A 24,432-nucleotide genomic window follows, 5' to 3' on the forward strand; every position below is an offset into this window, starting at 1 on the left:
CTTATTTGTCCACCTCCTCGGCTAAAAGCTCAAGCTTAACCGGTTTGGAAGGCGGGCGAAAGGTTCCCGGATCGACCTGACTTATCGGAACATTTTTCATCTTGGCTATCTCCCTCAAGATGATCTCCCTGCATCCTCGACCCTGACAGGGACCCATGCCTACTCGCAGGATGTATTTGAGCTCGTCGAAGGTGTCGTACCCCCTTGCGATCCAGTCCCGTATTTCCCCCATGGTTATCTCTTCACATCTGCATACGATTACGTTTCTTTCCTTTTCTTCTTCTGTCATCTGCTCCTCACCACCCTTATGGCCCTTATCTCCATCACAAGGGATTTGGGCACCGCCACATGTACGACCTTGGTCTTATCCTTCCAGGGCTCCACGACCCTCAACACTTTTCCCTTAGAAACGACCTTGCCCTCGCGGTTTAGACATTCGACTTCTTCCCCTTCATTAGGCAACGGCAACATCTCATAGGGCAGCTTAAGAAGGGCCTCTTCGTCGCCTCCGTAAGTCAAATCTGCGACGAAACAGGCAAGTCCGGGACATTTAGCAACGCACATAGCGCATCCTGTGCACTTTTCGTAGTCAATCTGCGGGGTATCATTTATGTCGGCAAATTCCTTTATCGCACCGGTGGGACATCCCGTATGGCAGGGGTTGCAGGGAATCCTCTGGGGACATTCGACGATGACCAAACCGTTTTTTTTGCTCTCCCAAAGTTTTTTAGGCGGTTCATGCTGCTCGTACATCTCAGGGGGCAATACCCCGCTGTTATAAAGACCTTCGCTTTTGCTCATCTTTCCATACCTCCAGAGCTTTCCATCAGAACCTGCGCTATGCCCTCTCTTATCTTGGCGCTGGCTTCTCCGTTTCTCAAAGCGTTAAGCCTTTCCCAATAGAGAGCGGACTTCTCGCGATACTCTTTATCCTCAACATAACCCAGTTCGTGAGCCATGCTCAATCCCGCAATACGCCCTTCCACCATGGCACTCGAGGCTTCCTCTATGCCTGCGGCGTCGCCGGCTACCCATACGTTCGGGTTGGTCGTGCGCATCGATCTGTCGCGAATTGCGACGTGTCCGCAAAGCTGAGGTATGTATTTCATCTCACATCCCGCTTGCCATAAAAGCTCACACGTGGGATTCAAACCGACAGCCATGCATATGACGTCACAATCGACGTGGATCTCCTCCCCTATAAAGCCACAGCCTGGACTTATCTGCTGTATTATGGCACCTTCTACTACGTCTTTACCCAAGGCCTCTTTGATGGAGTGCTCCAGTAGGATGGGAACGCCAAGCCTTCTGACCTTGGCCGCGTGCACCCAGTATCCACCTATCTTTGGCATCGCTTCAACTATGGCCGCTACTTCTACGCCCGCTTGCAGCAACTGGTAACTCACGATAAGACCTATGTTGCCGGCACCTACCATCAAAATCCTCTTGCCGGGCACAACCCCGTAGACGTTCATGAGCGTTTGTACCGCTCCGGCTCCGTAGACGCCTGGGAGGTCGTTGTTTGGGAAGGGAATCAGGCGTTCTTGGGCTCCCGTGGCCACCAAGATCTTCTTGGGCAAAACCTTAAAGTAATTTTCCTCGCCCTCCATGCAGCTGACCACGCCGTCGTCCTTGTAGTAGCCCAGGGCCGTGCAATTGGTGTATGCTTGTACTCTGTTTCCGTAGCTTTTCAACTCTTCCAGAAGCACGTCGGATATGACGAAACCTCTCGTTCCAGCACGCTCAAAGGAAGAGCCGAAAAATTTGTGCGTCTGTTTGATAAGTTGGCCTCCAAGCCTTAGATCGCTATCTACGATCATCACCTTAGCACCGAAGGATGCCGCCTCGGCCGCCGCAGACAACCCGGCAGGCCCTCCTCCTATCACTAAAACCTCTGTATTTTTCACTTCGGATCACCTTCGTGATTGAGCTTAATCTTGCCCTTCCCCCGCTGAACTTCGATGCGCATTCCCTCTTTCAACGGAGTTATGCAGGTTCGCACGTTAGGCACTCCATCCACGACCATAAAGCAGGAAGAGCACTTGCCTATGGCGCAAAAAAATCCGCGAGGCCTTTTCATTTCGGGCGTCTCGCGGTATACCCTAATCCCGTTGGCATGAAGGGCCATGGCTATAGGTTCCCCTTCGAAACCTTCCAGTTCCCTCCCCTCGAAGGTGAACTTAACCAACCTGCCATGGCGAAACTCCAGTACCGGGTGTTCCCTGATCAGTTCCAAGCTTGCCACCTCCTGCCATAATTTATGTTCAGCATATGATTTTCAGATTATTATTGATTTAAATTATAATTTAACTTCAATCATTTGGGTATAGTATTATCTACGAGAAAAAAACCTCGAAGCTGTCATAGGGCTTTAAGGTTCTTGTAGAAGCCCAAATAGGCTTTGTAATAAAATACTAAATCTTGACGTACAACCCTATGCCTTCAAGTCTACCCTTGATCGCAAGAAGCCTTTCCCGCGAAGGGGATTTGTGGACCGTCATCTTGTAGTCCTTGTCAAGCCTGTTGTACTTCTCGCTTACGTCGTGAAAGGGAAGAAGATCTATCTCCTTTAGGCCTTTCATGGATGAGATAAATTCCGCCAATGTCTCTACGTTGTCAGCTGTGTCACTTATTTCAGGGATGACTGGAAAGCGAATTATGACATCTTTAGCCCTGCCATGATCTACCAGAAAGTGCAAGTTTTCCTTGATCTGAGCGTTCGATACGCCCGTGTATTTGATATGTTCCTTTTCGTCGATCAGCTTAAGGTCATACAGAAAAAGGTCCACGTAATCCATGACCGAAGCCAAAACTTCCTGCGGTGCAAATCCAGACGTATCAAGTGTCCTATGGATGTCTATTTTTTTGCATTCCTTCAACACCTCAAGCAAAAACTCATGCTGATACAACGGCTCGCCACCGGAAAAGGTGACTCCGCCGCCCGAATTATCGAAGTAGAGGACGTCCCTTTCTATCTCCTTCATGAGCTCGCCCACGGTGTACTCCCTTCCTATGAGCTTCAATGCATCGCTGGGACAGACCGCGGAGCAGCTACCACAGGCGATGCACATAGATCTTCTAATGATCGGTATACCATCGAATTCTATTGCTCCCATGGGGCATACATGGGTACAGGTGCCGCAGTGCATGCACTTATACTCGAAATACATCAACTCCTTGCCAGAGTCTATCCCCTCAGGATTATGACACCACCAGCACTTCAAAGGACATCCCTTGAAGAACACTGTCGTCCTTATGCCAGGTCCATCGTGTATGGAGTACCTTTGAACGTCGAATATCAATCCAAGGCAACTGTTCTTTGCATCATCCATTTTTCGTAGTTTTCTCCTTTATTTAAACCTGCTCGTATTCGGTCCTGGCTATTATCTCTTCCTGCAATCCCTTTGGCAAATTAACGAAGTAATCGCTGTAGCCGGCGACTCTCACCATGAGGTCCTGGAAGTCCTTGGGCCTTTTTTGCGCTTCCTTGAGCAGTTCGGTGCTTACGACGTTAAACTGCACGTGATGGCCGCCCATCATGAAAAAGGTCCTGATCAACTGGGCCAGCTTTCTGACGTTCTCTTCACCTTCGAGCAGATCGGGGCTAAGCCGTTGGTTCAGTAAGGCACCGCCTGTCTTGTCCCAATCGCATTTTGAGACGGATCTGAAAACGGCTGCAATACCCTTCCTGTCGCTTCCTTGGACGGGCGATATGCCTTCCGACACAGGGAAGCCTGCCTTTCTGCCGTCAGGGGTAGCGCCTGTGACTTTACCAAAATAGACGTGAGCAGTGGTAGGCAAAAAGTACGCCCTCTTCGACGCCATCCTTATGGGCGAGGAAGGATAGCTTTCGATCATACTGACGACTTGGTCCACGAGGTCTTTGGCTATCTTGTCGGCATAATCGTCATCTTCGCCGTATTTGGGAGTTTTGTTCAATATGGTCTGCCGCAATATCTCGTTTTTGCCGGCAAAGTCGGACTTCAAGGCATCGAGCAGTTCGTCCATCTGCACAGCCCTTTTGTCGAAGATGTGATATTTGATAGATGTCAAGCTGTAGGAAATGGTACCAAGGCCTACAACCTGGAGGTACTGTGTGTTGTAGCGCGTGCCGCCGCAATTGTAGTCCTTTGCCTTTTCCACGCAATCGCAAAGCCAAAGCGACATGAAGGGAACGGGAAAGTGCTTGGCAAATATGGACTCTATGATGTCATTTCCCTTCATCTTGATGTCCATAAAATACTTAACCTGCTTCATGAAGGCATCCCATAGCTCGTCAAAGGTCTTAAAGTTTCGGGGATCTCCAGTGCTTAAGCCCAGCTTTTTGCCCGTTCGGGGGTCGACGCCGTCGTTTAGGGTGATCTCAAGTATTTTGGGCAAGTTGAAGTATCCGGTTAAAATGTACGATTCCTTTCCGAAGGCTCCAGTCTCGACGCATCCGCTTACTCCTGCTGTGCGGGCATCCTCCAAAGATTTGCCCTGCCTCAGCATCTTAACGATGACACCGTCGAAGTTGAAAAATGGAGGTTCGCCAAAGCCGGGGCCTACTACCTTCAATGCCTTGGTGACGAAACGTTCCGGGTTTTTTACGCTCACCTGGACCGCAGTATTTGGCTGCAAGGTCCTCATCTCATCTAATACCTCAAGCAGCAAATAGGAAACTTCGTTGACGCCGTCGGAGCCGTCCTCTTTAAGGCCTCCTATGTTTATCTTCGTGAAGTCGTTATAGGTGAAGCTTTCCTCTGCCGTGACGCGCACCTTTGGCACTGCTGGCTGATTGTTGATCTTCAACCAGAATGCCTCGAGCAGCTCTTTTGCCTGTTCCCTGGTGAGCGTTCCATCGGCAACTTCCCTTTCATAAAAGGGATATAGGTGCTGATCCAGCCTTCCGGGGTTGAAGGAATCCCAGGGGTTTGTCTCGTACACTATGCCCACATGGACGAACCAATAATGCTGCAAGGCCTCCCAAAAGGTCTTTGGCGCATGGGCAGGCACGTGATCGCAAATTTGGGCCATCTTTTCAAGCTCGGCCTTTCTTTTGGCGTCTCTTTCTAATTTCGCTAACTCTCGCAGTTTTTCGGCATATCTTTTAGCGTAAATCAGTATGGCATCAGCTGCGATGTCCATGGCCTTTAGCTCTTCCATCTTGTCGTAATATGCGGGATCGGCTGGGTTTAGAGCGTTCATCTGCCTTTTGATGTCTTCCTTTACGTCCAAGACGCCCTTCTCGAATATCTTTTCTCCGCCGGCACTGTGACCTGGCGCTCTTTGCTCCATGAACTCGGTCCATATGCCGGCCTCGTAAGCTTCGATCCATTCCTTGGGGAGGTTGCTAAAGATAATTTCCCTAGTCGTCCTGCCCTTCCAGAAAGGAATAATCTCTTCTTCATATATCTTTTTGGTATCCTCGTCGACCCTGTAGGGCATGTTTTCCCTTGTGTCTAAAACTTCCAAATCCTCAAGGTCGTGGGTACATATCTCGGGGTATGTGGGCACCTCCTGGGGTCCGGTACCGCGAAGGCCTACTATGAGCTGCCCGTCTTCTACGGGAAGGCTTACTCGCTCCATCAAGTATTTGAAGGCTAGGGCACGTCTAACGGGTTCGGACTTGCCGTCGGCTTGACCGCTTTTGTAAAACTCGGTCACAAGCCTAGCCCGTTCACTTGATATCTTTACAGGAGCGCTGACGCTTTCTTCCCTAAGCTTCGCAATGCGCTTGCTTATAGGCCTTATTGCCGCCCTCCTTTTTGCCATTTCCCTTTCCACTCTTACTTCGGACATTTTACATGCCTCCTGATTATCTATAAAATGAACTAATTATATAGTAATTTGTAAATTTTATAATTATTTCTAATTTAATTGTATTATATGCCTTCTTAGCTCCTACTTCCACCTTTCCCAATCGATCAGGCCTTCGCTTTTGGAGACTATTGTAGTTCCAACAAGGTCGCCTGTGACGTTTATACCAGTTCTACCCATATCAAGAATTACGTCTATTCCAAGAACCAAGGCAAAAGCAGCCGCAGCCGCTGCAGCTGGTTCAGGATTAATTCCCAACATATTCATCGCCGCCAACAACATTACGGGGCTTGATCCTGCAATCCCCGCCGTACCTGTTGTACCAATAGTTACTACTATAGCAAGCAATACTTGCTGCGCCAATGCAAAATGAATTCCCATCGCATTGGCCACGAAAAATATGGAAAGCACTTGGTAGTAAGCTTCCCCGTCAAGATTTATCTGCGATCCCAAAGGCAGGGTAAAGCCACACACCGATCTGGGTATTCCCAACTTTTCCTCTTGTGTCAATATAAAATTACAGGTTCGTTGTCGGTTAGAATGAAAGGCGTAAAGTATTTACCGACAACCACATCACTAGGGCTTGCCAAGGATCACAACGGCGTGGTCCATACTACTTGAAGCAGCCAGTTTGCAATCTTGCAGGATGAGAATTAAAGGCTATATAATTCTATAGAGATTACAAAAATTTAGTATATCAGTATGATGAATTTATATATTGCATCATTTTATTGGAACGAACGGAGGTATCGATGTGAAAAGATCCAAAAAGGAGATCGGTAAAAAGGTCGGAGTTCCACCTGGAACGCTCATATATACTGGCGACAAAAGGGAAGAGTTCGAAATAACTGCAATAGACTACAATGCCAGCGGATACAGAAAAATAAAGGTCAAGGATATAGACGAGTGTGCATCATTTAAAGATCCTTCTACCGTCACATGGATAGATGTTGTGGGGCTGCACAGGGTAGATGCTGTAGAAAAGATCGGCAAAATCTACAACCTGCATCCCCTTGTGTTAGAGGATATCCTAAATATTCATCAGCGATCCAAAATAGAGTACTTCGAAGATTACATCTTCATTGTCCTCAAAATGTTGACCTACGACGACAAATCGCACGAGATCGAAATCGAGCAGGTCAGCATGGTGTTGGGAGACAGCTTTGTCTTTACCTTTCGGGAAAGAAAACTTGACATCTTTGACCCTATACGCGAAAGGATAGAAAACGACAAGGGAGCGATCAGAAAGAGGGGCGCCGATTATCTCCTCCATGCCTTAATCGATATCATTGTCGATCACTACTATATAATCCTCGAAAAGCTGGGAGAAGAGATTGAAGGCCTGGAAAACGAAGTGATCACAAACCCCTCCCAAGATACCGTACAGGCAATACACAAGTTTAAAAGTAATTTAATTAACATGAGAAGGTCTGCATGGCCCTTGAGGGAGGTGTTAAGCCAGCTGTCGAAGGGAGATTCACATTTAATCACTGAAGCACTCATATACTTTAGAGATGTATACGACCATACCATTCAGGCAATAGACACCGTTGAAATGTTTCGGGATATGGCAAGCAGTTTGCTTGACATATATCTTTCGAACATAAGCAATAAAACTAACGAGATCATGAAGGTTTTGACCATATTAGCCACGATATTCATCCCTTTGACCCTGATTGCGGGCATTTACGGCATGAACTTCAAATACATGCCGGAGCTGGAATGGAGATACGGTTATCCCATGGTGCTAATCGTGATATTGGTCATCGGCATAGGGATGGTGGTGTATTTTAAAAGAAAAAAGTGGATGTAATAGATTTCTTCCTAATATTATTCAAATTAATTCAATTTAAAATTTAATATAAATTATCTTGTAACTTCATATTAAAGTCTACCTTCAATATAGAGATCGTTACAATCTATATTGAAGGTTACCTTTTACACAAAACAAAACATTATTCAGAGGCGGGCTTGCATGCTGTCCTTCGGCGCAAAAGTTGCCGCGAAAAGACTTAAACTCCACACGATGAGCACCATGAGCAGCAATCGCCTTTAATTAAATATCAGGCCTTCCCTAGCAAAGCTGTAAAAATCACCCTGATTTTTGCCTACTATTATGTGATCGAGCACGTTTACGCCCACAAGATCACAGGCGTAGGATATGCGGCTAGTAAGCTCGACATCTTCCGACGATGGCGTCGTTTCGCCCGAAGGATGATTGTGAACCAGTATGACTGAAGATGCAGATTTTAAGGACGCAGCCTTTACGATTTCCTTTGGATCGACCACGGTGGCATTTACGCTGCCCTTGCTTATCTCAACATTTCCAATGGGCTTATTTTTAATATCCAAAAGAATGACGATAAAAACTTCCTTTTGCTTATCCCTCAGATAGGGGGCATAATATTCGGAAACATAGCCGATCACATCGTCAGGTTTATTTAATTTTTTCTTCGTCTCAGCCTTTTCCTTAAAAAATCTCTTACCAAGCTCAAGGGCTGCCTTTATTTGTACGGCCTTGGCAAGGCCAATTCCATCAATTTTGGAAATATCTGAGATGGGCGCCGAATCTATACCGCGAAGCGATCCAAAACGGTTGAGCAAAGTCCTTGCGAGCTCTTCTGCGCTCATGCCCTCTTTCCCGGTCCTTAAAATTATCGCCAAAAGTTTGCCCAAGGGTAGGTTTTCTGCCCCAAGCTGCACGAGCATCTCCCTTGGCCTTTCTTCTTTCACCCATTCTTTGATCGGCCGTGTCGATTTCCGCTCTGCCACCATTCTTTTAATTTTTCCCCTTAACTTTTCGCATTCATCAGCTGTATTGATATTTAACTGCAGGACTATGTCATTCGCCCTTTCTTCGGTAAGCAACCCCTTTTTGGAACATCTTAAATATACCTTTCCTTTTTTGCTGTACATCGGATAAATGGCGTTTGCCACCATGAAGTCAAGCAGTTCTTTTGCCGGCAAAATCTCGTCGCTCATGCCGATAACGACCTCCGTTCAGTTTCTATGATGATATCTCGCGGCTCCGTAAAATTTGAGATGGGACAAATGTACTCGTTAACTAATTACCTTTTGTGCAACGACACGATACACGACGCATAACGTAGATACCTATATCCTTCCTATAGGCATTATACACAACGGACTTTCTTCCTTTGGAAGGCTTAAAACTTTTTTTACTTCCTCATCCCTAAAGGCTCCAACGACCACTGTGCCAAGGCCTAAAGAAACAGCTTGCAGACAAACATTTTCAGCAGCGTGCCCGACTTCCATATACACATATCTGATGCCCCTATCGCCGTATTTGCCCGTCGTTCTTTCATAAACTGCGGTAAATACCAAGTCAATGGCGCCATCCCTGACGCAAGATTGCCTGAGAGCTGCGACAGCCAAACTGTCTCGTAAATCTTCATCTATGACCTTTAAGAGTTCATGCCCACGGGGCACATACTTATATACGCCTCTTGCGATGCCATCTACATTGCCAACCAAGACGTACAATTCAAGTGGATAAAGTGCACCTGCAGAAGGTGCCGTTTTAAAGCCCCATCTTTGACCGGTGATCCCCTGCGCAGCCCAAAGGAGTTGCGAAACCTCACCAAGCGTCAGCGGCTCATCTTTGTATCTGCGAACCGATCTTCGTTCAAGCAAAGCTTTCTCAACAGATGTGTCGCTCTCGTATTTGGGTTCAGGTAGCTTTATTTTTCCATTGGCATGCTTCCCTGGTTCACTTCCGTATCCTGCTCCTATCATCATGAAAAACCCTCCCATTCCTAAGCATATTAATGCCACAAACATGATTATTAACTTTGTTTTATTCATAAAAATCACCACTTTTTTTGATAAATAACAGTACAAGCCTATTTTCAACATAGGAATGCTGCTGCACTAGATTTTTTGTAACTGCACTCGCTAATTGCCAAACATATATTGCTATATCATTTTATCAAAAGATGATCACCGTATTCGCCAAAGGGCCGAATAGCCTTGCACGAAACTACGCTCATCTGTTCATTTTCGACATGAGCAGAAGCTGAACGATGACGACCAACTTCTTTAGGAGTTCGGTACTTCAAATTTTCGTGCAATGCATCTGTTATAATACCAGTTGCATTATTTTCTTAAAAAATAATAAGGCAACGCCCTTTTACAGTGCGAAAGGCACCAAAGATCGAGCAGCAAACTTGCAATGCAGGTATCGAAGTTTTATTGAAAACTATCTTGCCTCAGTTTAGACTACAATTTCACCAACTTCAGTAACCAAGGGGGCGTAAATTTAGCTCCTTTTACTTGAGGTGTTCATCATGAAACAGGACAAAGAATTCTTAAAAAAGCTATCGGAACGCTTGGAAATGGCTTTGGAAATTTTGTCGAACTGTGAACTGTGTCCGAGGAAGTGTCACGTAAATCGCCTTAAAGACGAAAAGGGCTTTTGCAAGACGGGAAGAAATGCCATCTTAAGCAGCTACGGATCTCATTTTGGCGAAGAAAAAGTTTTAGTAGGAAGATTTGGCTCGGGCACGATATTTTTCACCCACTGCAACATGTCATGCGTATTCTGCCAAAATTACGACATCAGTCAACTTGGCAAGGGCAATGAGGTCTCCGCCCAAGAATTGGCTGACATCATGCTTGAGCTTCAAAGGATGGGTTGTCATAACATCAACTTGGTATCTCCCACGCACTGCGTTGCCCAAATATTGGAAGCCCTTCTTATCGCCTTCGAGGAGGGCTTGAAAGTTCCCATCGTCTACAACACGGGCGGCTACGATTCCGTCGATACTCTGAAATTACTTGATGGGATCGTCGATATATACATGCCGGACATTAAGTACGGCGATGACGAAAGGGGCATGCGTTATTCTTCAGCTCCTAATTACTTTTCTGTAGCAAAAAGTGCAGTCAAGGAAATGCACCGGCAAGTGGGAGATTTAAAGACGGACGATAGTGGAATTGCCGTTAAAGGGCTCTTAGTGAGGCACCTGGTACTTCCAAACGACCTTGCCGGAACAGAAAAAGTGATGGAGTTTTTGGCCACAGAAATTTCTACCGAAACCTTCGTAAACATAATGGACCAGTACCGCCCTTTATATAAGACTAAGCAGTATCCTGAGCTTTCAAGGCCCGCCAATCGCGCTGAATTTCAAAGGGCAGTGGAGATGGCGCGAAAACATGGCATTCATCGAATATGTGAAAAATGAGTGATCTGCCGTTTATGGGAGGCCCCGGGATAGGTTTGGAAATTGTTTTACAGGAGATTTGTCATCGCCGTTACCGTATTTATCAGCAAGCTTTCCCGGTCTATGCAGGGCAAATCCTTACCGATGTCCAGGGTGCTCAATATGGATTGGCCTATGACGTAACGGCCCTCTTTACCCTTGACTTGCGTCTTAAGGCCCCAAAGGTTGTGAAAAACTACGGCCTTTCCCCTGTAAGTGCCGACATAAAGCATGATGTGCCCTGGTTTGTAAATTAGGCTCCCGAAGGGAATGCCCTGCTTAATTATTGTTTTTTCTTTTTGATCGGGAGTTAAGCCCTCAAGGGAAATCGGCTTTGCGCTTCTTGCCTGTGCTTTAGAATTTCTTGGAAGCCATATGCCAAAAATCAAAAATAAATCTCTCGTAGCTGCAGAACAGTCCCTTTTTCCGTATAACCCTCCCCAACCGTAAGTCTCCCCAATCATCTCGTCTATCATCCTGGCAGCGTTCCATTGATTGAATTCTACAGGCCATTTCTTCACCTTCTCCTTCGAAAGGCGAACCAAGCCGAAGGTCGCAAAACCGGCATCGTCCTTTCCGGTCGGCACCAGAAGTTCCATCTCATAGAGCAATTCCTTATTTAAAGGCAGAAGAGTACCCATTTTGGCATTGAAGAGAAAACGACCGTCTTTACTTACAGCCGTATCGTCCTTCACTACCGCCGAAAGCGGCAAAGAGGCGTACCTTTTCAGCAACTCCTCGTTAACGTAGGCTACCTTTCTGGAATCTATCCACCCGGCTGCAAAGGAGGTCTCCACGTAAGCCCACGTACGATCCCAAGCGAAATGGGAAATTCGTATCGGCTCCCCCGGGTTCACCCAGGAAACTTGACCGTAATCGAAGGGATATCCCTCTCCCGGAAGATCGGGAGATAAAAAGATGGGTTCAAAAGTGGGAAAGGCCCTAAGCGCTCCTTCGGCTATAACTATGCCAGGCATGTCCAAACTTCGAAAAGCCTCGACATTCGCCCTGGCGTAAATATCGTCAAACCAATTTTTCTGCCTGGGCCTTTCATTTTCTCCGTAAACCCGCCCCGGCAAGTAAACGCCAAAGGGCCACAATAAATCGTCTTTTGAATGCCTAAAATTTCCGTTCCAGGGGAGAAAAAAACGATCTCTAGCAACAGCTGCCCCTTTGGCCTGCTCTTGCGCCGTTAACAGGGGCTTGTCAAAGTCGCCCCTCAGATAGTAAAAGGGATTCTGCGGGACCTTTGGCGATAATTTCCCAAATGCAGCGCCCTCTAAAGGGAAAACGCACAAAAGCAAAAGTATGATCACAAACAATATCTCTTTAAACACCTTAGTAAGCCTCAAAAGGAACAATGAATAACCTCCTAATATCAAAAAATAATATATTAATCTAACAAAGCGCAATGCTAAATCCGCCGTTCGTCAAAAACCACCAGCACGAACCCCGCTTTATTATAGCTTTTTTTGCCTCGCTTAAAACCTCGCTTTTAAAATCCCTTACTTTTCTGTATAAGAAAATTCCCGTTCCTACTCCGGCACAAATAAGTATCAACTGCCACGTCTGGATGATCATCTTATAGCTTAAAGCTATCATACAACAAATAAAAAACAACCCGCTGCCTAAGACCAAAAACTTCCCCGGTCTAAAAATATCACTCACGTAGAACTTTTTATTAACGATGGGAAGGGCTATAAAGGCTATGTCATGAACAATGTAAATTATAAATATAGATTGCAGGGTAACAGCAAGGATGTAGTCCAAGGTCTTTGTCAAGATAAGAGCAAGGGCGACCAATGTACTTTTGGCTCGCATTGACCGGCATTGCATGAATTCATTATAATAATTTCAAGTTTGATTGAGTCATAAATAGATTAGGAGAGTGATGAGGATGAGGCGCGCAGTTATCTGTTTGCTTATCATGGTCTCTATATTGGCTTTATCAGGGCCTGCACTGGCAGAGACGCTGACGGTGAAGATGTCTTACAACGGCCCACCCGACGAGGTTAATAACGCTGTCCACTATTACGCCGTTAATTTTAAAAAGCTAGTAGAGGACAAACTTGAGGGCAAGATAAAGATCGAGCTTTATCCCGACAGCCAGCTGGGCACTGAAGAGGAACGCATGGAGCTTTTGACGAAGAGCGGGCTTAACCAACCCATCATAAATGTTGCGTCATATGCCGGCATGGCCCCCCTTTTACCCGAACTTTATGCAGCTTCGATTCCCTTCATGTTCGACAGCTACAAGGCGGCCCACCAATTCTTCGACTCCGGCAGATATTGGTCAAAGGTAAAAGAGGAGTTCAAAAAACGCACTGGCGCCGTTCTGCTGGAGGCCGTAGAAGAGGGTGGGTTTCTTGCCTTTACCAACTCAAAGCGCGAGATTAAAAGCCCCGACGACTTTAAGGGACTTAAATTCAGGGCAATGGACGAAGGCCAGGTGATACTTTACAAAGCCTTTGGCGCAAGCGGCATACCCATCCCATGGACGGAGCTTTATATGGCCTTAAAAACAGGCGTCGTCGACGGCCAGATGAACCCCGCCACCTACATCATCATAGGAAGCCTTTACGAGGTCCAAAAATATATGACTTTGGCCAACATTCAGTATTCAGACCAATTTTTGGTGGTAAACGGCGATCTTTTTGACGGACTGCCCGAAGCCGAGCAAAAGGCCATAGCCGAAGCCGCCCATCAGGCCAACGTGATGACCAGAGAAATGGTCGAGTCACAAGATGCAGAACAGATAAAGTTCCTCGAGGAAAAGGGGATGAAAGTTTATGCCCCAAACGAGGATGAAATGAACGCCTTTAGGGACAAAGGTCAGCCGGCTTACATAGAATGGCTAAAGACTACTGTTGACGAGGAATGGCTAAATATGGCTCTGGAAGACGCTAAGGCCGCAAATGAGGCCGTAAAGTAAGGACTAGGCATGCCGAAGGATATTTTGCCCAAGTTGTCTGCGGCCATAGAGCGGGCATGCGCTTACGTCTCGTGCTCGCTCTTGGCCTTAAATATATGTGACATACTCACGGGAGTGGTCTCGCGGTATCTATTTCATACTTCCTTCATCTGGACGGAGGAGTTGGCGCGATACACGCTGATATGGATGGTCATGGTGGGGGCAAGCTGTGCACACCTTCGAGGAGATATGATGGCCATCGATTTCATCCTGCCCAGGCTTCCCATGAAGCTGCAGCGCATCTTCAACGTGCTCAAGTTCATCATAGGCGTTATCGTGCTGATATTGGTCGTTTATTTTGGAGCCCATAATGCCATTGGAGCCTGGAACATGAGGACGATGGGCTTAAAAATCCCCAAAACCATACCGCTGCTTTCCCTGCCGGTGGGCCTTGGAATACTGCTCGTAGAGTTTGTCATCTACAGAAAAGACATGGGGGCGAACGAGAGATGAGTCTGCTTCTTTTACTGCTATTTTTCTTTTTTCTTATGTTAATAGGCCTTCCCCTTTACCTTTCGCTCTTATCAGTTGCCTTTGCCGGGATAGCGGTATTGGGTGACGCATCACTTCTTCGCGTCGTAAGCCAGCAGCTCTTTGGCGGTATGGATTCCTTCACCCTGATGGCCATCCCATTTTTCGTCCTGGCCGGGTCTTTGATGAACAGGTCAGGTCTTACCGACAAGCTCATAGACTTTTCCAAGCTCTTAGTGGGCTCCATGCGCGGCGGATTGGGATATGTAAACATAGTTGCAGGGATAATACTGGCAGGCGTAAACGGGTCAGCAGCTGCAGATGCCTCTGCTCTCTCTTCGATCTTAATTCCGGCCATGAGAAAGGAAGGCTACAACCAAGGTTACGCTGCAGGCCTTACTGCCGCAAGCTCTCTCATTGGCCCCATAATACCTCCTTCGATCTTCATGATCATTTATGCTTCCATGACAAATACGTCGATCGGCGGTCTTTTTGCAGCCGGCATCGTTCCGGGGTTGATTTTAGGCCTATCCTATGCTGTCATGAATTACTTCTATTCTTTCAGATACGGTGCTCCGATTTCGAGCGGAGAAGAAAGGTCGCAGGCAAAAAAGATACTAATTCAATCCATATCCGGCTTACTTGCGCCGATAATCATCATCGGCGGCATAGTTACAGGCATAGTAACCCCGACGGAATCTGGGGCATTGGCTGCTGCTTACTGCCTCCTGGTAGGGCTGTTTTACACCAAAAGGCTCGACAAAAGGGGCATTTTCGAGGCACTTTACGAGACGGTGCGCACGACCAGCTCAATATTTCTGATAATGGGAGCAGCACAAGCGGTCGGCTGGCTGCTCAAATGGGAAAGAATACCACAGCAATTTGCGGGCTTGCTTGCCGAAGCAGGGTTGACTTCAAGCCCCGTCTTGCTCATGTTGACCTTTAGCGCCATCATATTCGTGGTGGGTTGCTTCATGGAAGAAGTGGCGACACTTACCCTTCTTACGCCCATATTTTATCCGCTGGCCCTGCAGGCGGGCATTGACCCGCTGCATTTTGGCATCGTCATGACGCTAAACGTCACCATTGCCCTGGTAACCCCTCCTATGGGTGCTTGTAACTACATCGTTTCTGCGGTGGGTAAGGTGCCTTTAAGTGAGGTATTGAAGTTCATATGGCCCTTTATAGCTGTCTCCCTTGTCGTATTATCTATGATCATATTGCTCCCGGGTCTAACAATTTATGTTCCAAAATTACTGGGGCTTTAATGAATTGACCTCAACGATTTAACATCCCCACCAACCACAGGGATAAACCAGGAATATTCGTTAGCAGAAGGACACATAATATCATTGCAGCTATGAAGTAAAGTAGGTTCTTGGAGATCCTTTCAATGCTTTCCCCCGAGATGGCTGTAGCAACAAAGAGGTTAATGCCATAGGGAGGCGTAACAAAACCCACGGCAAGGTTTACGGTGAGAAACACCCCAAAATGGATAGGATCGACCCCAAGCTGTCTCATGATCGGAAGAAGTATCGGTGTAAGGATAATTACGGCAGGAATGTTATCGACGAAACATCCCATTATGAGCAGAAAGATATTGATTATAAGTAACGTTACCCAGGGCGTACTCGATATGTTAGAAAGCCATGAAGCGACAGTCGACGGTATTTGTGCCAATGCAAGATAGGAGGCGAAGGCCATGGAAAGCCCGATCATAAACTGCGTAACGCCGTTGACCAGGGAGGAATCGAGCAAGCAATTGTATATTTTTTTCAGAGTGAGCTCTTTATACACGAATTTGCCGACGAAAAAAGCGTATACGACAGTTACAACAGCCGCCTCTGTAGGGGTAAAGATGCCGCCGTATATGCCACCTAAGACGATGACGGGTATGATCAAAGCCCACACGGCCTCTTTGAAGGCCCTGCCAATAGCCTTAAGGGAAGGCCTCTGGGCGCTTCCAAGGTATCCTTTTTTGCGGGAGATGATGTAGCATACTGTCATCAGGGCAATCCCCAATATTATTCCTGGTATGATACCGGCAATGAACATGTCCCCGATCGAAACTTGTGCGACGACACCATATATCACGAAGGGAATGCTTGGTGGGATTATAACGCCGATAGAACCGGCACAAGCCGTCAGGGCAGCGGCAAAACCGGAATCGTACCCTCTATCCCTCATCGCCGGTATCATAAAAGAGCCGATTGCGGAAACCGTTGCGGGGCCCGAACCTGAAATGGCAGCGAAGAACATGCAGGCCAACACGGTGACCATGGACAGCCCTCCCGTGACAAAACCGAGCAGGCTGTCGGCGAGGTTTACCAGTCGTCTGGATATGCCTCCCTCAAGCATCAATGCACCTGCCAGTATAAAATAGGGGATCGCCAGGAGGGGAAAGGAATCGAGCCCGGTCACCGATTTTTGCGCCACTAAAACGAGAGGGATATCCGTCGTTGTCGCAAGGCATATCGCAGTTGCCAGGCCTATCGTGACACCTATCGGGACGCTTAGCGATATGAAGATTATGAGGAGGGCGAACAGCAACAACGCTTCCATTAAAAGGCCTCCTCTTGCTTGAACTTACGAAATAACCCCGCCAGATCTTCAACTAAATGTATTAACATCAAAAAACAACCCACAGGAACGGAGGCATAGGCGTAGCCCATAGGAATTCTCATTGCAGGTGAAAGTTGCCCGCTATTGAAGACATGAGTCGTAATCCGTGTTCCAGTATAGGCTAGAAATATAGTAAATGAAAACCAGATTAGCGTAATAATAACTTCAAACATAACTTTCTTTTTGCCAGCAAATTTGTTAGGTAAAATTTCGACTCGGATATGGCTGCCTTTCTTGACGGCATAACTGGCTCCTATCCAGCATTGCCACAGGAAGATATATCTGGCAAGCTCTTCGCTCCATGTGAGCGAGTTCTGGAATACGTATCTCATTACAACCTGGAGAAATACTATGCAGACGCTTACCACCATGCTGCTGACGAGCAGATATTCTTCGAGCTTGTCGAACATTTTTAAATTAAAGGCAAATGATTTCAACATGAATTCCTCCCCGGAAAACAAGAGGGGCCCTAAAGGCATGAGCCCCTCTTAAATCTTGATCTATTTTGCTACCTTTTCAGCTAGGGCGATGATGTCTTCTCCGATCTCGCCCTTGAACTGCTCGTAAATGGCGTGGGCCGCTTCAACGAAGGGCTTCTTCTGCTCGGGCGTGAGGTCGTTTATCTTCATACCCTTGTTTTGGAGTTCCACTATAAGTTCTTCCTCTTCCTGTGGCATGACTTCCCGATGTCTTGCTACAAACCTCCTTGCTCCTTCCTTTACGACTTCCTGCAACTCGGAGGGAAGGTTATCAATGAAGGACTTATTGGTCAAAATGTGAACGACGGAAAAGACATGTCCGGTCAGAGAACAGTATTTCTGTACTTCATAGAACCTGCTGTCGTGTATTAGGACTATGGGGTTTTCCTGACCATCTACGGTACCTTGCTGAAGGGCCGTGTAAAGCTCACCAAAGCTCATAGGAGTGGGATTTGCCCCCAATTCTTTGAAGAAGGCTATATGCGGAGGCACTTCCATTGTCCTTATCTTCAGGCCTTTCAAATCCTCGGGACTGTAGATAGGGCGTTTGTTGTTGGTAATGTGTCTGAAACCGTTTTCGAAATAGCCTAAATTCATCATGCCCGTTTTAAGCAATCTCTTGTCCAGCTCCTTGCCCAACTCCCCGTCGAGCGCCTCAAATGCTGATTCCCTGGTCGTGAAAAGATATGGAAGTTCGACGACGTTGAAACTCTTCTCGAAACTGGCTGTAATGGACGTAACGGGGAGGGCCATCTGAAGGATGCCCAATTGAACTGCTTCGGCCATCTCCCTGTCTCCACCCATCTGTGCATTGGGATATAGCTCGACCTTTATCCTACCACCGGAATTCTCTTCCACGTATTTTTGAAAGACCTCCCTCATTAGGACACAGTCGGGATGGCTTTCGGGCTGAATGGTTCCCACCTTGATCGTGTAGTCAGCTGCAGATGCGCAAAAGGCGAAAAAGAACAAAAACATCGCTGCCATTGATAAACTCAACCACCGCTTAAAGCTCATACATTACTCCCCCTTATGATGTATTTCATTGTGATAGAATATAACACATTTATCGGAATTCTAGAATAGTATTTTAAGGGAGTGTGTAACTTACAATACGTGGCCTAGCAAGTGGAAATTGAGTTTGCTAGGCCACGTATATGCTAACGCAATACTCTACTTTGCGAATATCTCGTTGAAAAATGCCTTCATGGCTTCGAAGGAGCGCCTTTCCGATATTGGATTGTAGGCAACGCCAATTTCAGGGTTATTGCCCGCATTCGGGTTAGTAAAACTGTGTACTGTATTGCCATAGAAGATCATCTGCCAATCAACGTTAGCGCTTCTCATTTCTTCCTGGAAGGCAATTACCTGCTCCATTGGGACCATTGGGTCATCGGCACCATGCAGGACTAAAATTGACCCCTTGATATTTTTAGCATCATCCGGGTTTGGCGTGTCGAGATTTCCGTGAAAGCTTATGGCTCCTCTAATTGGCGCTCCGCTCCTTGCAAGCTCAAGCGATGCTCCTCCGCCGAAGCAATATCCCATGGTCGCTATGCGTTCGGGATCTACAAGAGGATGATTTTGGAGCACCGAAAGGGCCGCCTGACCCCTTTCCCTCAATAAATTCCTGTCGCTTCTAAACTTCCCTGCCAACTGTGCTGCTTCATCTGCGTTTTTGGGCCTCACGCCCTTACCGTAGATGTCGGCGGCGAAAGCGACATAACCCAGCTCTGCTATTTGTCTGGCCCTCATCTTCTCGTATTCCGACAAACCCATCCATTCGTGAATTATGATGACCCCTGGACGTTTGTCTTTGACGGATTCCTCGTAGACCAAATAGCCCTCAAGTACAGTATCTTCGTGGTTGTATGTTATTATCTCTTCTTTCAACGTCTGAGCCCCCTCCGCTCGTTGCAGTAAAGGATTAGTACCTGCCAATGCGGGCAGCAAAGCAACGATCAAAAACAGACAGATCGTTGCAAATGCAATTGAAATTCCTTTATCTGACATCATATCGACCCCCTTTTTTGAGTAAACCGCTTATTTGTATTTATTTTAAATTATATGATGTAATTGTAAAGGGTAGGTCCTCAATTGATACGTCTTTCTGAGGCACATCAAAATCCTTATAACTATTTTTGAGAATTCATTTATTTAATTAATCGAATAATGATTGAGTTTCATTTTCACTTGACATATACGATGCTCGGTTATATTATTTCATAAGCGGATATATATATCCGCTAAGTGGGAGGTGCGCCTTAGTGGGAATTCCGCTACTGGATGTGAGAAATCTGAAGACCTACTTTTACATCGAAGATAGCGTAATCACAGCGGTAGATTCAGTTAGTTTCGTCGTTCAAGAAGGAGAAACACTGGGCATAGTCGGCGAGTCAGGTTCTGGCAAAAGCGTGACAGCCCTTTCTATCATGCGCTTGATACAATCGCCTCCTGCAAAGATCGTCGATGGAAAGATATTATTTAAAGGCGAAGATCTTTTGCTTAAAAGCGAAGACGAAATGAGACGGATTCGCGGAAATGAGATTTCCATGATCTTCCAGGAACCGATGACTTCCTTAAACCCCGTTCTTACCATTGGAGCTCAAATTTCCGAAGCTATAATGCTTCATGAAGGAGCATCCAAAAAAGAGGCACTGGAAAAAAGCGAGCATCTGTTGCGCCTTTGCAAAGTCTCCCTGCCCAAAAAGCGTTTGCGCCAATATCCTCATGAACTTAGCGGCGGCATGAGGCAGCGTGCCATGATCGCCATGGCCTTGGCCTGTAATCCAAGCCTCCTGATAGCAGATGAACCGACAACGGCCTTAGACGTAACGGTTCAGGCCCAAATTCTAGATTTAATACTTGAACTTCAGAAAAGAATGGGGACTGCGGTATTGTTTATTACCCACGACTTGGGAGTAATCAATGAGGTGGCGGATAATGTTGCCGTAATGTACTGTGGACGTATCGTCGAATACGGACCTACGAAGGATGTTTTGAGACACCCCCTTCATCCCTATACGAAAGGCCTTCTTGCCTCTCTGCCCACCATAAAGGGACCAAGGAAGCCATTGAAGTCCATCAAAGGCAGCGTGCCATCTCCTCAAGAGATACTCTCAGGTTGTCGATTTGCACCGCGTTGTGATTATGCCTCAGATCGTTGCGTACATACCGAACCAACGCTATCGAAGGTGGACGATCGTCTTGTTCGATGTTACAACATCCCGTGAAGTGAGAGAGGAATGATTTCATGTCGGAAATTTTGCTTCAATTGCAGGATTTGCGTGTATACTTCTCGGCGACAAGCGGAACCTTTGGCAAAAAACAATACATAAGGGCAGTCGATGGCATAGACTTAGAAGTGAAAGCAGGCGAGGTCCTCGGCTTAGTTGGAGAAAGCGGATGTGGAAAATCAACTCTGGGCAGGGCCATAGTAAGGCTTGTAGAGGCTTTAGGGAAAAGCAAGGTTTATTATCGCGGAATCGATGTGCTCTCCTTCGATAAAAGACAGCTTAAAGACTTTCGCAAAAAGGCCCAGATGGTCTTTCAGGATCCCTTCGGTTCGCTCAATCCTAGACTTACAGTGGGCGACACCATTGAAGAGGTACTCATCGTTCACGAGAGGTCGATTAAATTAGAAAGAAAGCACAAAGTAGAAAAGCTGATGGACGCAGTGGGTTTGGCTAAACACTTCCGCAACAGATACCCCCACGAATTGAGCGGAGGGCAGAGACAGCGAGTTGTAATCGCCAGAGCATTGGCCATAGACCCCGAGTTTTTAATTTGCGATGAACCCGTTTCGGCACTTGATGTTTCTATCAGGGCTCAGATAATAAACTTATTTGAAGAGCTTCAAAAGAGATTTAATTTAACCTATTTATTCATCTCCCATGATATGAGCGTCGTTAGGCATATTAGCACTCGCGTAGCTGTTATGTACCTCGGCAAAATCGTGGAGATCGCGGAGACCGATACATTGTTTGACACCCCCCTTCACCCTTATACGCAAGCCCTTCTCGAGGCCATACCGGATGTATTGGAAGATAGAGATGTAAGACGCAGAATCCTCGAGGGGGATGTTCCGAGCCCTTTGCATCCCCCCGAGGGTTGCAGGTTTCATCCTCGATGTTTTATGGCCAAAGAAAGATGTTCAATTGAAGAACCGCCTTTAATAAAAAAAGGTATCGATCATTTTGTAGCTTGTCATTATGCTTAAATAATAATTAATAATAAAGTGATGTCCAAAAAACGGAAGGAGGTAGAAAAAAATGAGGAGGTATAGAGGTTCTGTGGGAAAAGGTCCTTTTGGGGTGGGCATTTTTATTGCGTTGATCGTACTTTTTAGTTTTTTTGGCATGATCTTTTCAGAATCTCCTTCGATAGCTGCGGAAAAGAAGGTCATCGTTCAAGCAATGGATAGGGATCCCGATATTTTAGACACCATGAAAGCTGCATGGTATTCGGATGCGTTGATCTATTTGCACGATCGCTTGGTGTCGAGGGATTACAATTTCGGGTATCGACCGGGGTTGGCGACAAGTTGGGATGTATCGGAAGATGGGCTGATGTGGACATTTCATTTAAAAAAGGAAGTCAAGTTCCACGATGGCACCCCTTTTACCGCAAAGGACGTGAAATGGACAATCGATACAATTAAAGATCCGAAGACAGCTTCTCCCTTTGCCGGAGATCTCAAGGCCATCGACCAAGTCAAAATTATCGATGATTATACTGTGCAGATGACGTTGAAATATCCCTTTCCGAACCTGCTTTTCAACTTATCCAACACGGCCTCCGGAATTCAGAAGGCAGGTTGTTATGATGAATATGGGGAGGACTACGGCATCAAGACCGTCATAGGAACTGGTCCCTTTATGTTCAAGGAATGGGTCCGTGGAGACAGGATAGTGCTCGTCAAAAACCCTCATTACAATTGGGGGCCGGAATGGATGTCCAATCAGGGGCCACCCCTTTTCGATGAATTGGTCATAAGAACTATACCTGAGGAAAGCTCGCGCATAATGGAACTTTTGACCGGTGGGGTCCACGTGCTTCGCGATGTGCCTCCATTGCAGGTCGATAAACTGAAGAACAATCCCGAAATAAACATATTTACTGAACAGTCGACCAAGTTGGGGTATCTAGCCTATGCATGTGACAAAAAGCCCTTTGACGACGTGCTCGTCAGGAGGGCAATCAATCACGCAGTCGACAGAGAAACGATAGTGAAATACATATTTAGTGGCTATGCCACGCCTGCATACGGTTATCTTCCCCAGGCGTTGAAAGATGAATATCTGGAGGAAAGCGAGGAGTTGGGCTACAAATATGACCCCGCTAAGGCGAAGGAGCTGCTTGCCAAAGCAGGATTCCCAGATGGCTTTGAGACCACTCTTTCAGCTGAAAACGATTCTACATCGAAAAGGCTCGCGGAGGTTCTTCAGGCTCAACTAGCAGAAATAGGGATAAGGGCCAAGATTCAGCTTTTCGACAGCGCAAGCTATGTTGCCATGCTAAAGGCAGGGCAACAAGACCTTTTCGTCCGCCTTTATAGCTGGCCCAATGCCGATATTCTCGATTGGTTCTTGTTATCGTCGCAGTTTCCCTATCCCAACCACTCTCGCTGGTGTGATCCCAAGACAGACGAGCTGATCAACTCGGCCGCGACTGCACCTACGTGGGAAGAGCGAGCGGAGAAGTATAAGGAAGTGCAGCGATATCTCATCGAACAAGCAGTATGGTGCCCTATCTACATTCCAGACATGATGTTGGCAGTGCGGAAAGAGGTCAAAAACTTCAAGATCCATCCATGGATGATTCAATACAGCGACGGAATCGATATAGAAACCAAATAGAACCATCTTTGTTAAATTTAATGATTGGAGAAGGGGGGTTTCATGCAAGCCCCTTTCTCCAATAACCAGCAGGAGTGGTTGTGATGCTAAGATATTTCGCCAGGCGAATGACATTTCTAGCTTTAACTTTGTTGGGAATGACGATCATCATATTTTCAATGCTCCATTTATCTCCTGGAGATCCTATAGATTTGATCGTCGGTCCTAACGTAACCCCTGAAGTGCGGGAAAATATACGACATCAATATGGCTTGGACCAACCCCTGATAGTCCAATATCTTGGCTTTATGAGATCTCTTATTCGCGGCGATTTGGGACAATCGATAATTCAGCATAAGCCCGTATCAGAGTTGATTGCAGAGAGGTTTTACGTCACCTTTGAATTGAGCGTGACGGCTTTGATCATATCATTTTTAATAGCAATTCCCATTGGTATTAAAGCCGCCTTGAAGAGAAATACCGCCACGGATTACTCGCTTATGGCCGCTTCTCTGATCGGCATTTCGATGCCAACCTTTTGGTTTGGGCTGATGCTATTGTATATAGTAGCTTTCAAACTGAGGCTTTTCCCGATTTCAGGTTACGGGACATGGAGGCATCTCTTTTTGCCTGCATTGACGATTGGAATAACCGATGCGGCTTTGGTCGCTAGAATGGTGCGATCTAGCATGCTTGAGGTAATTCGCCAGGATTACATACGCACCGCCAGAAGCAAGGGCCTGCCTGAGCGGGTCGTAATTAACCGTCACGCCCTGAGAAATGCATTAATTCCGATAATTACCTTGTTAGGATTGCGCATAGGATGGATTGTGGGAGGATCTGTCGTAGTGGAGATCGTCTTTGCCAGACCTGGATTGGGAAGGTTGATGGTCGATTCCATTTTGGCCCGCGACTACCCTGTCGTCCAGGGGACAATGGTTGTTTTGACGACCTGCATAATATTGGGAAACCTCCTTGCAGATGTCCTATATGCGGTTGTAGATCCGCGTATAAAGTTGAGATGAAACAAG

At 46.6% G+C, this 24,432-nt stretch carries 24 protein-coding genes; 9 read left to right on the forward strand and 15 right to left on the reverse strand.

The window, feature by feature from the left end:
- Window position 1: 1 nt before the first annotated feature.
- The 7 genes from BLU12_RS06585 to BLU12_RS06615 form a co-directional block, all read right to left on the reverse strand.
- Window positions 2–289, reverse strand: a complete 288-nt coding sequence (locus BLU12_RS06585) for a (2Fe-2S)-binding protein (RefSeq protein WP_091461505.1) — start codon at window positions 287–289, stop codon at window positions 2–4.
- Window positions 286–801 (reverse strand): NADH-quinone oxidoreductase subunit I, encoded by a 516-nt coding sequence (locus BLU12_RS06590; RefSeq protein ID WP_091461506.1) that lies wholly within the window; start codon window positions 799–801, stop codon window positions 286–288. The genes BLU12_RS06585 and BLU12_RS06590 overlap by 4 nt, the downstream gene beginning before the upstream one ends.
- Window positions 798–1,907: an NAD(P)/FAD-dependent oxidoreductase gene (locus tag BLU12_RS06595; protein ID WP_091461508.1), complete on the reverse strand. Its 1,110-nt coding sequence runs from the start codon at window positions 1,905–1,907 to the stop codon at window positions 798–800. Before BLU12_RS06595 ends, BLU12_RS06590 begins: the two co-directional genes overlap by 4 nt.
- Window positions 1,904–2,236, reverse strand: a complete 333-nt coding sequence (locus BLU12_RS06600; RefSeq protein ID WP_057940698.1) for a (2Fe-2S)-binding protein — start codon at window positions 2,234–2,236, stop codon at window positions 1,904–1,906. Before BLU12_RS06600 ends, BLU12_RS06595 begins: the two co-directional genes overlap by 4 nt.
- A 178-nt stretch (window positions 2,237–2,414) precedes the next feature.
- Window positions 2,415–3,332: a glycyl-radical enzyme activating protein gene (locus BLU12_RS06605; RefSeq protein WP_091461510.1), complete on the reverse strand. Its 918-nt coding sequence runs from the start codon at window positions 3,330–3,332 to the stop codon at window positions 2,415–2,417.
- 22 nt (window positions 3,333–3,354) lie between these two features.
- The gene (hypD, locus tag BLU12_RS06610; protein ID WP_091461512.1) at window positions 3,355–5,781 is read right to left on the reverse strand and encodes a trans-4-hydroxy-L-proline dehydratase; all 2,427 of its coding nucleotides are present in this window, start codon (window positions 5,779–5,781) and stop codon (window positions 3,355–3,357) included.
- A gap of 102 nt (window positions 5,782–5,883) precedes the next feature.
- Window positions 5,884–6,309, reverse strand: a complete 426-nt coding sequence (locus BLU12_RS06615; RefSeq protein WP_268753512.1) for a dicarboxylate/amino acid:cation symporter — start codon at window positions 6,307–6,309, stop codon at window positions 5,884–5,886.
- 244 nt (window positions 6,310–6,553) lie between these two features.
- Between BLU12_RS06615 and corA the strand changes: the two genes are divergently transcribed.
- Complete coding sequence (gene corA / locus BLU12_RS06620) at window positions 6,554–7,612, forward strand: magnesium/cobalt transporter CorA (protein ID WP_091461516.1); 1,059 nt, start codon at window positions 6,554–6,556, stop codon at window positions 7,610–7,612.
- 239 nt (window positions 7,613–7,851) lie between these two features.
- Here the strand turns inward: corA and radC are convergent, their stop codons facing one another.
- Together radC and BLU12_RS06630 are read right to left on the reverse strand one after the other, a co-directional pair.
- Window positions 7,852–8,781 (reverse strand): RadC family protein, encoded by a 930-nt coding sequence (gene radC / locus BLU12_RS06625; RefSeq protein ID WP_091461518.1) that lies wholly within the window; start codon window positions 8,779–8,781, stop codon window positions 7,852–7,854.
- A gap of 132 nt (window positions 8,782–8,913) precedes the next feature.
- Window positions 8,914–9,624 carry a SagB/ThcOx family dehydrogenase gene (locus BLU12_RS06630; protein ID WP_091461520.1) on the reverse strand — a complete coding sequence of 237 codons (711 nt, stop codon included), beginning with the start codon at window positions 9,622–9,624 and terminating at the stop codon, window positions 8,914–8,916.
- Window positions 9,625–10,106: 482 nt separating this feature from the next.
- Between BLU12_RS06630 and BLU12_RS06635 the strand changes: the two genes are divergently transcribed.
- The gene (locus tag BLU12_RS06635; protein ID WP_091461522.1) at window positions 10,107–11,003 is read left to right on the forward strand and encodes a radical SAM protein; all 897 of its coding nucleotides are present in this window, start codon (window positions 10,107–10,109) and stop codon (window positions 11,001–11,003) included.
- A gap of 47 nt (window positions 11,004–11,050) precedes the next feature.
- On the opposite strand, the gene BLU12_RS06640 is transcribed toward BLU12_RS06635, so the two are convergent.
- Together BLU12_RS06640 and BLU12_RS06645 are read right to left on the reverse strand one after the other, a co-directional pair.
- A complete protein-coding gene (locus BLU12_RS06640) occupies window positions 11,051–12,382 on the reverse strand; it encodes an SH3 domain-containing C40 family peptidase (RefSeq protein ID WP_234945525.1) in 1,332 nt (443 codons plus the stop codon).
- A 37-nt stretch (window positions 12,383–12,419) separates the two neighbouring features.
- A complete protein-coding gene (locus BLU12_RS06645) occupies window positions 12,420–12,824 on the reverse strand; it encodes a hypothetical protein (protein WP_091461524.1) in 405 nt (134 codons plus the stop codon).
- A 94-nt stretch (window positions 12,825–12,918) separates the two neighbouring features.
- Here BLU12_RS06645 and BLU12_RS06650 point away from each other — a divergent pair, with 94 nt between their 5' ends.
- The 3 genes from BLU12_RS06650 to BLU12_RS06660 are packed head-to-tail and all read left to right on the forward strand — an operon-like array spanning window position 12,919 to window position 15,731.
- Entirely contained in the window at window positions 12,919–13,953 is a 1,035-nt protein-coding gene (locus tag BLU12_RS06650) for a TRAP transporter substrate-binding protein (protein ID WP_407638650.1), read from the forward strand.
- Window positions 13,954–13,962: 9 nt separating this feature from the next.
- Entirely contained in the window at window positions 13,963–14,445 is a 483-nt protein-coding gene (locus BLU12_RS06655) for a TRAP transporter small permease (protein ID WP_091461527.1), read from the forward strand.
- Window positions 14,442–15,731, forward strand: a complete 1,290-nt coding sequence (locus BLU12_RS06660; RefSeq protein ID WP_091461529.1) for a TRAP transporter large permease — start codon at window positions 14,442–14,444, stop codon at window positions 15,729–15,731. Before BLU12_RS06655 ends, BLU12_RS06660 begins: the two co-directional genes overlap by 4 nt.
- A gap of 10 nt (window positions 15,732–15,741) precedes the next feature.
- On the opposite strand, the gene BLU12_RS06665 is transcribed toward BLU12_RS06660, so the two are convergent.
- From BLU12_RS06665 to BLU12_RS06680, 4 genes are all read right to left on the reverse strand, one after another.
- The gene (locus BLU12_RS06665) at window positions 15,742–17,025 is read right to left on the reverse strand and encodes a TRAP transporter large permease (RefSeq protein WP_091461530.1); all 1,284 of its coding nucleotides are present in this window, start codon (window positions 17,023–17,025) and stop codon (window positions 15,742–15,744) included.
- On the reverse strand, window positions 17,025–17,525 hold the full coding sequence (locus BLU12_RS06670) for a TRAP transporter small permease (protein WP_234945526.1): 501 nt from the start codon (window positions 17,523–17,525) through the stop codon (window positions 17,025–17,027). Before BLU12_RS06670 ends, BLU12_RS06665 begins: the two co-directional genes overlap by 1 nt.
- 60 nt (window positions 17,526–17,585) lie before the next feature.
- Entirely contained in the window at window positions 17,586–18,581 is a 996-nt protein-coding gene (locus BLU12_RS06675; protein WP_143270385.1) for a TRAP transporter substrate-binding protein, read from the reverse strand.
- Between the two features lie 156 nt (window positions 18,582–18,737).
- Window positions 18,738–19,577, reverse strand: a complete 840-nt coding sequence (locus BLU12_RS06680) for a dienelactone hydrolase family protein (protein WP_234945527.1) — start codon at window positions 19,575–19,577, stop codon at window positions 18,738–18,740.
- 254 nt (window positions 19,578–19,831) lie between these two features.
- Here BLU12_RS06680 and BLU12_RS06685 point away from each other — a divergent pair, with 254 nt between their 5' ends.
- From BLU12_RS06685 to BLU12_RS06700, 4 genes are all read left to right on the forward strand, one after another.
- Entirely contained in the window at window positions 19,832–20,797 is a 966-nt protein-coding gene (locus tag BLU12_RS06685) for an ABC transporter ATP-binding protein (RefSeq protein ID WP_091461535.1), read from the forward strand.
- A 20-nt stretch (window positions 20,798–20,817) separates the two neighbouring features.
- Window positions 20,818–21,783 carry an ABC transporter ATP-binding protein gene (locus tag BLU12_RS06690; protein WP_091461537.1) on the forward strand — a complete coding sequence of 322 codons (966 nt, stop codon included), beginning with the start codon at window positions 20,818–20,820 and terminating at the stop codon, window positions 21,781–21,783.
- A gap of 52 nt (window positions 21,784–21,835) precedes the next feature.
- Complete coding sequence (locus BLU12_RS06695; protein ID WP_091461538.1) at window positions 21,836–23,422, forward strand: ABC transporter substrate-binding protein; 1,587 nt, start codon at window positions 21,836–21,838, stop codon at window positions 23,420–23,422.
- A gap of 83 nt (window positions 23,423–23,505) precedes the next feature.
- On the forward strand, window positions 23,506–24,426 hold the full coding sequence (locus BLU12_RS06700) for an ABC transporter permease (protein ID WP_040348795.1): 921 nt from the start codon (window positions 23,506–23,508) through the stop codon (window positions 24,424–24,426).
- Window positions 24,427–24,432 lie beyond the last annotated feature (6 nt).

Origin of the sequence: Acetomicrobium thermoterrenum DSM 13490 (genome assembly GCF_900107215.1) — a bacterium.
In the GTDB taxonomy this organism is placed as follows: domain Bacteria; phylum Synergistota; class Synergistia; order Synergistales; family Acetomicrobiaceae; genus Acetomicrobium; species Acetomicrobium thermoterrenum.